The sequence below is a fragment of the Saccharopolyspora shandongensis genome, assembly GCF_900106995.1.
Classification (GTDB): domain Bacteria; phylum Actinomycetota; class Actinomycetes; order Mycobacteriales; family Pseudonocardiaceae; genus Saccharopolyspora; species Saccharopolyspora shandongensis.
Genome location: NZ_FNOK01000103.1, coordinates 1 through 13719, shown reverse-complemented (window position 1 = coordinate 13719; position 13719 = coordinate 1). Strand labels below are relative to the sequence as shown.

Here is a 13719-nt window from a genome sequence, read left to right as displayed (position 1 = left end):
CCTGGTTCCGGCGAAGACGGCCTGAAAATGCGCGGAGGCTGGAGTGGACGGGTCCATTCCAGCCTCCGCGCATTTCTGCTCGCTGCCATCACCACACGGTTCGACCCCACGAGCCGCACCTACGATCGCTCGGTTGATGGCCAGGTTCGGCGTGATGTTCCGCTGGTATCCGTACGGTCCTGTATGGACGGGCCGCAGGGAATCCACCTCGACTTGACCTTCGCGGTCGCGGCGTGAGGTGTTGCGGGCGAGGCATCGGATGTTGGCGGCGATGCGTACGCAAGCCTGTACGCAAGGACGTTTCCTGGGTGGTCGGCCGCCGCATGGGTATCGGCTTGCCGATGCGGGGCCGCATCCGAATCAGGCGCATGCGCGGTGGGGTCGTCGAGTGCACCAGCTCGAGCCGGACCCGGTCACGGCGCCGTGGTGCGGTGGATCTTTCAGCAGCGCGCCGCGGGGCGCAGCATGGCTGGAATCGCACGGGAGCTCAACGAGCGTGGGATGCCGTGCCCGTCCGGTGCTGATCCGGGACGCAATCCGCACCGCTCGGGGCAGGCGTGGATGACGCCGACCGTGGCGGGGATCCTGGAGAATCCGCGCTACACCGGTCGTCAGGTGTGGAACCGGCACGGCACAGTCCGCAGCCACCGCGATGCCGGTCGTGCCGGCGGCGTCGGAGGCCGCATGAATGCCGAGGAGTGGGCGGTGTCGAACGCATCCGCGCACGCCTTACAGGAACTGCAGGATGAATTCGATGAAAATTGCCCCGTGGGAGACCCTGGGCCCGCCCATGCCATCCTGGGACTCGCACTGTCCTACTTGGACGATTTCTCGAACGCTTTCGCGCACCTGCATCGGTCCCTGGAAATCAGTAACCAGTCATTGAGGCGAGGCTACACACTGACCTGGCATGGATCCGCCCACCTACGTGCCGGACACCTCAATGAGGCGGTTAGCGCCTACCGCGAAGCCTCGGAGCATTGCCGCGGTATCGGCCACCGAGCTGGCGAGGCTATCAGCCTCAACGGTCTCGGCTGCGCCCTCCAAGCTAGCGGCGACGTGGAGCGAGCTCGGGAATTCTGGCAGCGCTCACTCGCGATCTTCGAAGCCTTGCACACCCCGAGGCGGAAACCGTCCGCTCCCATCTCACCGCACTCGACGCGGAAATCTGACAGTACTTGACTCAGTCGATGGTCACGCCGAGGTAGGTCAGTCGCAGCAGCACGGTCGATCATCATGCCGCGGCTACCGTCAGCCGCGTGAGAGCGCCGAGTCGAGCAACCATGGCCGGCATTCTGGACAACCGCTCTCACCTGCGTGGATGAGGTATTCGGGAAGTGCAGTGCGACCAGCAAGCACACCGCGTTCGTGGAATCGGTCGAAACACCAGCAGACACCGCGAGTCGATCGTGCGAGCGGGTCCGGGATCTGGCCAAACTCCCTGTCAGACCAGGGCAGGCTGTTTCCTGTTTGGCGCTACCACCCGGCCTTCACTGACAGCCTGATCGAAACCTCCAGGCCGAACAGCGGCACCGCGGCCACGAGCCCGTGTCAGAGGTTCGGGCCGTGCACCACGGTGCCGCCCAGCAGCGTGTGGCTGGGCCTGAGCCCGTCCAGGGTGTCCTCGGGCATGGTGTACGGGTCATCGGGCCAGATGGTGAGGTCCGCAAGGTGTCCGGGGGTGAGCCGCCCTCGTAGGTCGCTCTCGCCGGTCAGACGGGCTGCGGCCGTGGTGTGCAGGGCGACAGCCTCCTCGCGTGTAATGGCGTGCTCTGGGCCGCGGATGCCGTCTACGGTCTGGCGCGTCGTCAGGCCGTACAGCGAGTGCGCCGCCCCGTACTCACCGACCGGATAGTCCGAGCCGGCGGAGATGTCCGCGCCGGCGTCCAGCCACTCCCGGGCGGGGAAGAGGGCGGCCACCCGCTCGCTGCCCCAGTATTCGGCCTGGACGGCGGCGGCGTCGAACAGCAGCGGCTGCTGCACCGTTACCGGGATCCCCATGCTCACCGCTCTGTGTCTCTGCTCGTCGTCCGCGAGACCGCCGTGTTCCATGACCAGCGTCCCGTAGGGCAGGCCTGGCAGGCGGGCTTGCACCCTCTCGTACAGGTCCAGCAGCGTGCGCACCCCGCGATCGCCATACGCGTGGACACCGACCCGCCAGCCACGCCGCGCCACCACCTCCACAGCCTCCTGGAGTACCTGCTCGTCCCAGGCAAGCTGCCCGGTGTAGCCGGGCACGGGCGAGTGAGCCGGGCAGTACGGGTGCTCAAGGGCGCCGGATTCAATGCCGCCGTCCATCCAGAACTTCACGCCCCACACGCCCAGCCACGGGTCACTCCGGTGCCTCCACTCCTCCATTCCGTCCAGGACGTCCTCGACCTGCCGCACGGAGGTGAACCCCATCGTGGTCAGCAGAACCCGCACTCGGCAGCTCAAGCCGCCGGCGTCCCGCACCTGCGTGAGTGCGTCCAGGTCAGCCAGGGAGGAGTTGGTGTCGCGCACCAGGCCGATCCCGGTGGCGGCGTAGGCGTGGGAGGCGATGCGCAACCCGTCGAGCTTCCTCGCCGGATCGGGCGCGGGAAGGTGCGGTTGGATCAGGGCGAGCCCGTCGATCAGGTGGCCGTTGGGGCGCCCGTCACCATCTCGCACAATGCTCCCGCCCTCGGGATCGGGCGTAGTGGCATCGATGCCGCACAGCCGGAGGGCGTACCGGTTGAGAACCTGGTTGTGCACGCCACGTACCACCAGCACCGGATGTCGGTCGGTGGCCTGATCAAGTTCAGCGGCAGTGGGGAAGCGGCGCTCGGCCAGGTTCAGCTCCTGCCAGTGTCCGCTGGTGCGAATCCACTTCCCTGTTGGGGTTTCGGCGGCCCGAGCCCGGATGAGGTCCAAGAACTCGGCGATCGACCGCGCACCGTCCACGGCCACGTCGTGGGCGCTGTCACCCGCCGCGATCAGATGTGTGTGGGTGTCGTCGAAGGTTGGCAGCACGGTGCAGCCCGGCAGATCCAAAACCGTCGTGTCGGTACCCACGAGCCCATCGAGGCCTGCCGGGTCCGCCGACAACGCGAAGATCCGCTCCCCGCGCACCGCCAGCGCACGCTGGGGCTCCTGTCCGGCGACGAGCGTGCGGATGTTGGTGCATCGGACCAGCAGATCGGCAGGCGGCGTGTTCATTGGCGGCACGACATCTCCTCTCGGTATCGGTGCCCAACCCGGAAGGGCATTTCCTCAGCTCAGACTGATTCCGAGCGAGTATTCCGCCGAACGTAAGTCGGGGTGGCGTGCTAGGTGAGATCAGGTGATGTGCCTCAGCAATGCCGCTGCGGCTGCGGTTGGCTCACCGCGGGGACGCGCGACCATCACCTTCCAGCTCGGTGCGTGCTGGTCGAACCGGTACCGTGCTAGGTCCTGGAAACGCGCCGCAATGGAAGGGGGCATGATGCAGACTCCCAGGTCGTTGCGGACCAGCTCGGATGCCGCGACGATGTCGTTGACCTCGAAGGTCGTGCTCCGGTCGACGCCGGCGGCACGGAAGGCGCGGTCGACCGCGTAGCGGATGGCCCAGCCGGGTGTGAACTCCACCAGTGGTAGCTGGGCGATCGCGGCCAGTTCAACCGTGCTGTCCGAGGTTCGCGCAGCGAGGTCCCGCTCGGGTGAAGCCACCAGGACCATTTCCTCGCGGAACAGCGTGTGCGTCGCCAGTCCTCGCTGCTGCTGGCGGTCGAGTGCCACGACGGCCAGGTCCACTGCGCCCTCGCGCAGCGCCTGCCGGATGTCGGCCACAGATGCTTGACGCAGTCGGACCACCACACCTGGATGCTCCGTTCGAAGCGCGGCCAGCGCATGGTGCAAACCCGCCCAGATTCCTTGCATCGTCCCGACTGTGACCTGGCCGCGTAGCTCCCCCTTGGCCGCGGCGACGCTCTCGCGTGCTAGTTCGGCCGCGTGCAGTGTGGCCCGCGCGGCGGGAACGAAGGCTTCGCCGGCCGGGGTGAGCGCCACGCGATGTGTGGTCCGGCTGAACAGTGGGGTACCCAGCTCTCGTTCGAGAGCACGCACCGTGCCGGAGACTGCGGACTGCACTACGTGCAGATGCTGCGCCGCGGCTGTGAACCCGCCTGTCTCCGCCACCGCGACGACAACTTCCATCTGCCGCAGATCCATCATGCGCTCCCGATCACATAGTGCCTATCCCGTCAGGCAATGCCGTCACCTGCCGCGGCTTCTTTTTTTCAGCAGATGGTCGCCATGTCGAGACTTCTGGCTTGACTCAGGCGCGGATCAGGGGTGTGTCCACCAAGTGCTCGGCCAGGAACCAGGACTGCAGCTCGCCGGTGCGGATTACCTGTGAGACGAGGAGGTCGTTGGTGCCGTCGTCGCCCAGGTCGGCGGTCCGCGCGGCCGCGTCGTGGGCTTCCACCAGGATGCTCTCGTGAGCTTCCAGCAACCGCGAGAGCATCGCTGGGACTTTCTCGACCCCGTCCGGGGGACGCGGAATCGAAGTGATCTCGGCGACGTGTCGGGGATCGCCTAGCGCGACGCCGCCCAGGGTCTGGACTCGTTCAGCGATCGTATCGACTAGTTCGAGTTGTTCGCCTGCGTGCTTGTCCAGGAGCAGGTGCAGTTGGTAGAAGGTCGGACCCCGCATGATCCAGTGGTGCTTCTTGTAGAGGCCGTAGAGGATCTGCGTGTCCGCGAGGATCCTGTTCAGACGCTGACAGGAATGCATGCGCGCCTCGTAGGACAGACCGAGGGGGAACTGCTTGACGGTCCCGAACTCCTGGATCAGTTCGCCCTTCTGATGCAACCGCGGCTGGCTGCTCGTGGGGTTGGAGCTGGTGGCCATGACGTGCCTCCTGTAGCGCGCTGTGCTGGGTGTGCGCCAGTGACGCTAGGTGCTGAAATGAGGACGTGTTGCCAAGGAGCGCACGTGCTGGTGCCTCTTAGTGCAGTGAGTTTATTGCCGTTTACAGGCGTTCGCTCTTGGGTCGGCAACCGTGCGCTCAAGGGCTCGCGACGCCGCTGCGACGCGCTAACCTCGCCGCCCGCTGCCTCGGTCGGAATGCCATACCGACCGAGGCATGAGCATGAACGAAGGTGCAGTCCGATGAAGAACCGGTAGGTGCAGATGAGTTACTCGGAATCTTGGGCGTTGAGTCGGCCGCCGGTCCGGTGCTCGGTCAGCCAGTAGAGGAGCGCCAGCGTCGGCAGGGCTGCACCGAGGACGGTGACCCCGCTCCAGTCGCCAACGCGGTAGGCGATTGAGCCGAGCTGCGATCCAAGAGCTCCGCCGATGAAGAAGATCGCGATGAAAGCGCTGTTGAGGCGAGCCCGGGCGTTGGGGTCGAGCTGGTAGACGGCGTGCTGGCCGAGGATGAGGGTTGTCTGCACGGCCATATCGATGAGTACGGCGGCAACGGCGATCAGAACGATGCTGTGCTGACCGAAACCTGCAACCGCGAAGGCCAGCGCGGCAACTGCGAATGAGGCGCCAGTCATAGGCCGAGTAAGCCGACGGTCGGCCCAGTGCCCGGCAAGCGGGGCCACCACTGCACCAGCCGCCCCGATGAGTGCGAACACGCCGACCCCGACGGAGGAGTAGTGGAAGTGAGGGCCGGTGAGCACGTAGGAGACGGTGGTCCAGAAGGCGCTGAACGCACCGAACATCGCTGCCTGGTAGAGCCCGCGGCGCAGTAGCGCGGGGTGCGTGCGCACCAACGTGACGGTGGAGTGCAGAACCTCTTTGTACGGCACGGATGTAGTGGGCGCGTGCCGCGGCAGTGTCGCGCGCAGGGTCACGGCGAGAACGGCCATCAGTGCCGCCGAACCGAGGAAGACGACGCGCCAACTGGAGACTTCCGCGACGAAGCTGCTGAGCGTACGGGACAGCAGGATGCCGGCGAGCAGTCCGCTCATCACTCGGCCCACGATCCGGCCGCGAGCGTGGTCCGGTGCGAGGCTGGCGGCGAAGGGGACCAGGATCTGGGCGACGACCGACGTAGCGCCGCTGATCGTCAATGCGACCAACAGCACGGGGAAGCTGGTCGCGAGGCCCGCCGTCACCAGAGCGAAGGTGGTGACTGAAAGCAGCGCGGTGATCAGGCCGCGCTTCTCCAGCCGGTCGCCCAGCGGGACTAGGAAGAGCATGCCGATGACGTAGCCGACCTGAGTGAGCGTGATCAGTACGCCTGCCGTGGCCGTGCTGATGTGGAAGACGTCGCGCAGCGACGAGAGGATCGGCTGAGCGTAGTACAGGTTGGCGACGGTCATGCCTGAAGCAACGGCCAGCAGCGCGACCAGCCAGCCCGGCACGCCTTGTGTGGCCTCTGCGCTGATCTTGGTTCGACGCGATGTCGGGAGACCGGATGACTGGGACACGGGGACCTTCTTCGGGAGAGGAGCCGGGGAGTGCCGGCTCAGCAAGGGCGCTTTGCGGTGGTCGAGCAGCTTCCCGCTGCTCTCACGGGGTATAAGCGCTCGGCGACTTCCCGTGCTTCCTCATTCGCCGCGATGGTTAGCGATGTTAGTTATCTCGTTTGGAGATGACCGTCGACGTGCAATTCGAGGTCGCGCCGCGGCCCACGAGATCAAAGCCCACCGCCGCACTGCCGGGGCATCTTCACCGCGTACGAGATGAAGCGGCTCCGACGCGACGCTGCCGGACTCACCGCGCTCGCCGAATTACGCCAGGAAGCCCAGTAGGCGATATGGGCGGCCGTTGATCTCCGAACTCGCAAGTTGATCAGCTTCTACTGCGCGGTCGAGTCCTGCATCGGCGGGATCACGCCAACTGCTTCGTGACCGGGCCACAGAAGTACGCGGGTGAGGACGCCCCACCGGCGTACAAGCGTCTTAGGATCAGGACATGTTCGTTGAAAACGAAACCATCGTGCGGAAGGGTCCACAGTGAGCAGTCTCGACGCAGAGTCCGTGGCAGAGCGGTGCGGATCACTGGTGGACGGTCAGCGCTCGCCGGAGGTGTCACAGATCGAAGTGCTCTCCCCGCGTGACGTACCTCTGGGCGGCCCCCGAGCGATGACGGTGCGGCGCACGCTGCCGCAGCGCTCGCGGACCTTGATCGGAGCCTGGTGCTTCGCCGATCACTACGGCCCCGATGACGTCGCCGAGACGGGCGGCATGGATGTCGCACCGCATCCGCACACCGGACTGCAGACGGTGAGCTGGCTGTTCAGTGGGGAGATCGAGCACCGTGACAGCTTGGGCAGTCACGCCTTCGTGAGACCCGGAGAGCTAAACCTCATGACGGGCGGATACGGCATCAGCCACTCAGAGGTGTCCACCTCGCGCACCACGATCCTGCACGGCGTCCAGCTGTGGGTGGCACTGCCTGAGGAACACCGACACGCCGAGCGGGACTTCCAGCACTACGCGCCCGAGCCTGTGGGAATGCGTGGAGCCGAGATCAGGGTCTTCCTGGGTTCCCTCGCCGGTCACGACTCCCCGGTGCGAACGTTCACGCCGCTGCTCGGTGCCGAAGTCATCCTTGAGCCGCACGCAGCGGTCACGCTCGCCGTGAACCCCGGCTTCGAGCACGGCCTCCTGGTCGATCATGGGGACGTCCGCATGACAGATACGCTTCTGCACCCGGCGGAGTTGGGCTACGCCCAGGCCGGAACCGGCACGCTGACGTTGGCCAACGAGTCGGACAAAACGGCTCGGATGGTGCTGCTCGGCGGACCTCCGTTCGAGGAAGAAATCGTCATGTGGTGGAATTTCATTGGGCGTAGCCATGAGGATATCGTCCGTGCTCGAGAAGACTGGGCCAATTCCTCTGATCGTTTCGGCGCCTTCGAGGGATACTCGGGGGACCGTCTTCCCGCTCCCGCTCTTCCGAACGCCATCATCGCGCCGCGTGGGAATCCGCCGCGCCGCTGACCGATCTCTGAAAGGGACCCGATGAGCCAGCCTTCTGCCGCCCCCATCGTCGAGCGGAGAGACGCCAAGCATCACTACGAAATACTGGTCGACGGCAAGCGCGCCGGCCTGACCGCGTACCGCGACCGCGGCGTACAGCGCGTCTTTTACCACACGGTGATCGACGACGCGTTTGCCGGAAAGGGCCTGGCCTCGCAGCTGGTCCAGCAGGCGCTCACCGACGTGCGAGACTCCGGGAAGCGGATCGTGCCGGTTTGCCCCTACGTCGCGAAGTATCTGAAGAGGCATCACGGGTTCGACGACATCACCGACGCCGTAACCCCTGACGTCCTGCGGTGGCTGCAAACGGAACTGGGTTGACAACCCGCATCGATGAAGCGTCGCCGACCGTGACTGCAGATACCCCCAGTGCACAACTTCTGTCCCCTTAGAGCACACGCCATCTATGACTCCCCCCGCGCCCGATTACAGCGGTTAGTGTCGGAGTTGCTGAATGCGTCAGCATGCCGTTCTGTGTGAATCGCGATGCAGGGCAGTGGCTTCCGCACAGTCGACTCCCGTGAAAACACGAAGTACAGAGGTGCAGTCGTGGAGCAATGGACGAGGCGCGAGGACGAGAGGCTGCTAACCGGAAGAGGCCGGTACGTGGCCGACATCAAAGTGCTCGGATGTCTGGATGCAGCATTCGTGAGAAGCAAGTTCGCTCACGGAGTGCTGCGCGGCGTGGATTGCGCCGCAGCTCGCGATGTGCCCGGTGTCGTGGGGGCCTGGTCGGCCGCGGATCTGCCGGACCTGCCTCCGGTTCCGCACACCCTGCTGGCCAGGCTCTCGACGGAGGATGCTGTGGCGGGCCGGGAGTGGCCGGCGCTCGCGAAGGACCGGGTGCGGTACCCGGGCGAGGCGCTGGCGGTCGTCCTGGGAGAGGACCGGTACCGCGCCGAGGACGGGGTCGCCGAGGTCGCCGTCACGGTCGAACCACTACCTGCCGTCGTGACGCCGTCGGCGGCGTTCGAAGACTCTGTCACCCTGTTCGACGGTCTGAGCAACATCGCTCTGCGTGGGGAGGCCGGGCAACCCATCGATTCCTCTGTCTGGCGAGACGCGGCCGCCGTGGTGGAAGCCCGATACCGCCAGCAACTGCTAATGCCCAGCCCCATGGAATGCCGGACGATCCTCGCCGTACCCGAGGGGGACCGGCTGACTGTGTGGTCGGGGCATCAGATGCCGCACCGATTGCGACGTGAGCTTGCCGCGCTCCTCGGTTGGTCCACCGACCGGATCCGGGTAGTGGTGCCGGACACCGGTGGTGCCTTTGGATCGAAGAGCGCGGCCTTCCCGGAGTTCGTGGTCGTCGCCTACCTGGCGGTGAAACTCGGGCGGCCCGTGCGGTGGATCGAGGACCGCCTGGAATCGATGCTGGTCGCCACCCGAGGCAGGGGCCAGGACCAAACTGTCCGCCTCGCGGCCGACTCCGAAGGGCGGCTCCTCGCATACGAGTTGAAGATCGACGCCGATGTCGGTGCCTATCCGCACCTCGGTGTCGGACTGCCGATGCAGACCGCGTGGATGGCATCGGGCGCCTACACGACCCCGCACGTCCACGCGACCCTGAGTTCGGTGCTCACCAACACGATGGTGACCTACCCGTACCGCGGCGCCGGGCGTCCAGAGGCGGCGATCGCGATCGAGCGGACGATGGACTTGCTGGCTCGCCGGCTGGGTATCGACCCGGTCGAGATGCGGCGACGCAATTTCATCCAGCCCGAGGACTTCCCGTACGAGACGCCCACCGGTCGGCGCTACGACAGCGGGAACTACGAAGCCGCCCTGGACCGCGCGCTCAAGACAATCGGCTACGAGGAATGGCGCGCCGAGCAGGCCCGCCGCCGTAACGACCCGGACGCCCTGCCCCTGGGAATCGGAGTCTCCTGCTACGTGGAGCGCTCGGGCGGCGAAACCGGCGGCCTGCACGAGTTCGGAAGCCTTGAAGCCCGTGAAGACGGCACCGTCATCGCCCGGTGCGGTGCGGCATCCAGCGGGCAGGGGCACGAGACGGTCTTTCCAGCGCTGGTCGCCAAGTCCCTCGGCATCGCGGAGACGCAGGTGAGGCTCGCCGAGGGGGACACCGACGAACAGTCCGAAGGGCTGGGATCCTTCGCCAGCCGGTCGGCGCAGGTCGCCGGTGCCATGTTCCAGCACGCCGCGACCCTCCTGATCGAGGAGGCTCGCAAGCGGGCTGCGGAGCTGTGGGAGCTGCCGGTCGACGAGGTCGAGTGGGCGGACGGTGCCGTCCACGCCGCAAGCCACAGTTCGCTGGCCGCGAGTCTGGCCGAACTGGTGCATGCCACCGGCCCGTTGCGCGTCGACGACCGGTTCGAGGCCGGTATGGCGTTCCCCTTCGGGACGCACGTGGCGGTGGCCGAGGTTGATCCGGAATTGGGCGCCGTGCGGGTGCTGCAGCTGGTGGCCGTGGACGACTGCGGAGTGGTGCTCAACCCGACAGTGGTGCACGGGCAGGCCTTTGGGTCCGCCGTGCAGGGCATCGGCCAGGCGCTCTACGAAGGCATGACGTTCGGGGACGATGGCGTGCCGCACCTCTCGGACGGCTTCCTGGACTACCTGATGCCGACGGCCACGGAGATCCCGCCCATCGAGGTCCAGGACACCCGCACGCCCAGTCCCAGCACGCCGCTCGGTGCCAAGGGGGCAGGGGAGTCGGGGTGCATCGGAATCCCGGCCGCCATCGTCAACGCCGTCGCCGATGCCTTGCAGATCGCCGATCCCGACCTGCTGCAGATGCCGCTCAGCCCGGACACCGTCTGGAGGGCGGCGCGCGCCCCGAAATATGAGGAGGGGGTTCGATGAAACCCGCTGCTTTCGACTACGTGGTGCCCCGCACGGTCGGCGACGCTGTCGAAGCACTCGGCGACACCCGCCGAAAGGCGCAGGTGATCGCCGGGGGACAGAGCCTCATCCTGGAGATGCACCTGCAACGCATCCGACCGGAGCTGGTCGTCGACATCAACCGCATTCCGGAGCTCGACCGGATGATTGTCGAGGCCGATGAGTTGCGCGTTGGCGCCCTGATCCGCCACGCAGCCTTCGAATCGGCCGATGCGGTGCCTGGCCCACTAGGCACGCTGCTGTCCCGGGCTGTAGTCAACATCGCCCATCCCCCCATCCGATCTCGCGGGACCATGGTCGGCAGCTTCGCCTGGGCCCACCCCGCCTCGGAATGGTGCGCTATAGGCGTCGCCCTGGACGCCACTGTGGAGCTGATCGGCCCCGACGGGGCACGAGAGATCCCGGCAGGCGACTACTTCCAGGGCCCACACCGCACCTCTCGCCAACCGCAGGAGCTCATCACCGCCGTACGCCTGCCTCTACTTGGCGGGAACACGGGAGTGGGCTTCATCGAGCAGCGGCGTACCCATTTCTGCTTCGCCCAGGTCGCAGTCGCGGCGACACTGACGGTGAACGACGGGCTGATCAGCGAGGCGAGGATCGGGCTGGTCAACTCCGCCGACCGTCCCGTGCGTGCACATGCCGCGGAGCGGTCGCTGACCGGCATCGAAATCGGACGGGCGCAGACGGGCGGCTACCGGCTCACCGACGATGACCCGTTCGCCCGAGCCGGCCGTATCGCCGCACACGAGGACGCGGCACCCCTGGCCGAACCGTATGCCGACGTCGAGTACAAGCAGCAGGCCATCGCCGTCCTGGTCGCAAGAACGCTGCGGGAAGCGGCGGCGGACCAGCAGGCGCACGACGCCGCGCAGAGGGGAGACCACCGGTGAAGATCTCATTCAGGGTGAACGGCGTGGAACAGATCCTCGACGTGGAGCCTCGACGCCTGCTCGCCGACGTGCTTCGGGACGAATGCGGGCTTACGGGAACGCATCTTGGCTGCGAGCACGGCATCTGCGGGGCCTGCACCGTGCTGATGGATGGCAAGGCCGTCCGCTCGTGCCTCGTGCTGGCAGTGCAGTGTGACGGCAGCTCCCTCCGCACGGTGGAGGGCCTCGCAGGACCTGATGGCGAACCCCATCCCCTCCAACGGGCATTCTCGGCCGAGCACGCGCTCCAGTGCGGGTTCTGCACACCAGGCTTCCTCATGGCGGCCGCCGGAGCGCTCGAAGCTGATCCCGCGATCGACGACGACCCCGAAGCCATCGAAGGCATCGTCGGCTCCAACATCTGCCGGTGTACCGGCTACGAGCCCATCCGGCGCGCGATCGCACGTGCCGCCAAAGAGCAGCGGTATCCCACCGCCTGACATGAGCGCGCCCGGTGTGAGTGAGCTGCGGCCTGGGCAAGGAGAACAACATGGCTGTAAACGGTGACATCCGCGCCGGAGTCGTCGACGTGCACGCGCACTGGCTGCCGCGCGAACTGCTCGCCCTTCCGCCTGGAAATCCGTTCGGCGGCATGAACGACCGCGATGGCGAACTCTTCCTCGGGAACATTCCCTTGTCGTTCCCGACCGCAGCGATGACCGACATCGACGTCATCGTCGCCGACACTCTCAAGGCCGGACTCGGCGCACGTGTCGTCTCAGCGCCGCCCTTCGCCTTCCCCGTCCACACGCCGTCCGAGGCGGACGACTACGTGGCCGCCTACAACGAACAGCTTGCCGACGCCGTGTCCCGCACGGACGGAACGCTCGTCGGGCTCGGGCTGGTGCGGCTGGATGACATGGCCGCAGCCCGGAGGGAGTTGACCCGGCTCGCCGGAGCGGAAGGCGTGGCGGGTGTCGCCGTCCCGCCCGTGGTCCAGGGCCGGTCCTATGACCGGGGCGTCATGCGGGAGGTGCTCGGCATCGCCGCCGAACTCGGCCTCTCCGTACTGGTCCACCCGATGCAACTGCCGCGACCCGAATGGGACCACCACTACCTCGTGAACCTCATCGGCAATCCGGTGGAGACCACGACCGCCGTGGCATCGGTCCTTCTGGGTGGCGTCCTGGAAGAACTGCCCGACTTGCGGATTTGCTTCGTCCACGGCGGGGGCTGCGCACCGTCCCTGATCGGGAGGTGGCGGCATGGGTGGCGTTCCCGCGACGACGTCCACCGGGGAAGCTCCCGTCCTCCCGCGGAGTCCTTCACCCGTCTCTACTTCGACACGATCACTCACGATCCGGAAGTGCTGAAACTGCTGAGGACCCACGCCTCGCCCGACCGGATCCTCTGCGGCAGCGACTATCCCTTCGACATGGGGCAGCCGGACCCCGTCGGATTCGTGCTGGATAGCGGAATCGACGTCGGGACGCTCGAGGCGAACGGACGCAGGTTCCTGGGGGTGAACGTCATAGACGGGTCACGATGAATCCCGCTGTCGCCCCGGCAGCTTCGGTGCCCCTATTCCGCAGGAGACCGCCGTGTCGTTCGCGGCGGAACTCATCGTCGTCCGCAACAGCCGCAGCGGGCCGCCGCTCTCTATCCATCCGACGATGGGTGTCGAAAATGCCAGACCGATTTCAGGGTTGGTGTGCCCCGGGACCGGACCCGTGCGCTGCGTGGCAATGGCGGCAGTGACATGGTGCAGGCTGTGATCCAGCAGCTCCTCCCTGGGCGTGGCCGACCTGGGGATGACAGCATGCGACGGCCCACTGAGTGAGTGTCATGGGGTGCGGCTTGCCACGGAAGTTGGTGCGTGCGCCATGAACCCTGGCGCTCACCATCCGCATGGCCGCGTGTGCCGCGGTCCTGCCCCTGTCTGGTGGCCCGTGTTCTCAAGCCCCCAGGAACTGGCGGCCGATGGTGGTGCCGAGGGAGGAATTCGACGCGAGCCGCATCCCCATGGCCGCCAATGTGACCAGGT

Annotated in this window: 12 protein-coding genes; 8 read left to right on the top strand and 4 right to left on the bottom strand. The window is 66.6% G+C overall.

All coding sequences use genetic code 11. The features are described 5' to 3' along the window. Both BLW84_RS48815 and BLW84_RS45010 read left to right on the top strand, forming a co-directional pair. The coding region (locus tag BLW84_RS48815) for a hypothetical protein (protein ID WP_218157767.1) at nt 1-237 on the top strand (237 nt) is incomplete at its 5' end. Between the two features lie 228 nt (nt 238-465). Beyond that, nucleotides 466-1182 (top strand): tetratricopeptide repeat protein, encoded by a 717-nt coding sequence (locus BLW84_RS45010; RefSeq protein WP_245761829.1) that lies wholly within the window; start codon nt 466-468, stop codon nt 1180-1182. Nucleotides 1183-1551: 369 nt separating this feature from the next. Here the strand turns inward: BLW84_RS45010 and BLW84_RS45005 are convergent, their stop codons facing one another. From BLW84_RS45005 to BLW84_RS44990, 4 genes are all read right to left on the bottom strand, one after another. Beyond that, nucleotides 1552-3177, bottom strand: coding sequence for an amidohydrolase (locus BLW84_RS45005; protein ID WP_093278757.1), 1626 nt, complete (start codon nt 3175-3177; stop codon nt 1552-1554). A gap of 120 nt (nt 3178-3297) precedes the next feature. Then, on the bottom strand, nt 3298-4167 hold the full coding sequence (locus BLW84_RS45000; RefSeq protein WP_093278760.1) for a LysR family transcriptional regulator: 870 nt from the start codon (nt 4165-4167) through the stop codon (nt 3298-3300). 106 nt (nt 4168-4273) lie between these two features. Next, nucleotides 4274-4849, bottom strand: coding sequence for a Dps family protein (locus BLW84_RS44995; RefSeq protein ID WP_093278756.1), 576 nt, complete (start codon nt 4847-4849; stop codon nt 4274-4276). Between the two features lie 287 nt (nt 4850-5136). After that, nucleotides 5137-6381 (bottom strand): MFS transporter, encoded by a 1245-nt coding sequence (locus BLW84_RS44990; protein ID WP_245761828.1) that lies wholly within the window; start codon nt 6379-6381, stop codon nt 5137-5139. 528 nt (nt 6382-6909) lie between these two features. Between BLW84_RS44990 and BLW84_RS44985 the strand changes: the two genes are divergently transcribed. The 6 genes from BLW84_RS44985 (at nt 6910) to BLW84_RS44965 (ending at nt 13224) form a co-directional block, all read left to right on the top strand. Then, a complete protein-coding gene (locus BLW84_RS44985) occupies nt 6910-7899 on the top strand; it encodes a pirin family protein (protein ID WP_425441836.1) in 990 nt (329 codons plus the stop codon). A 21-nt stretch (nt 7900-7920) separates the two neighbouring features. Further along, nucleotides 7921-8259, top strand: a complete 339-nt coding sequence (locus BLW84_RS48810; RefSeq protein ID WP_218157766.1) for a GNAT family N-acetyltransferase — start codon at nt 7921-7923, stop codon at nt 8257-8259. A 165-nt stretch (nt 8260-8424) separates the two neighbouring features. Continuing rightward, a complete protein-coding gene (locus BLW84_RS44980; protein WP_093278754.1) occupies nt 8425-10764 on the top strand; it encodes a xanthine dehydrogenase family protein molybdopterin-binding subunit in 2340 nt (779 codons plus the stop codon). Then, entirely contained in the window at nt 10761-11696 is a 936-nt protein-coding gene (locus BLW84_RS44975) for an FAD binding domain-containing protein (protein ID WP_093278752.1), read from the top strand. Before BLW84_RS44980 ends, BLW84_RS44975 begins: the two co-directional genes overlap by 4 nt. Nucleotides 11697-11719: 23 nt before the next feature. After that, the gene (locus BLW84_RS44970; protein ID WP_245761826.1) at nt 11720-12175 is read left to right on the top strand and encodes a (2Fe-2S)-binding protein; all 456 of its coding nucleotides are present in this window, start codon (nt 11720-11722) and stop codon (nt 12173-12175) included. Nucleotides 12176-12225: 50 nt separating this feature from the next. Further along, complete coding sequence (locus BLW84_RS44965) at nt 12226-13224, top strand: amidohydrolase family protein (protein ID WP_093278758.1); 999 nt, start codon at nt 12226-12228, stop codon at nt 13222-13224. Nucleotides 13225-13719 lie beyond the last annotated feature (495 nt).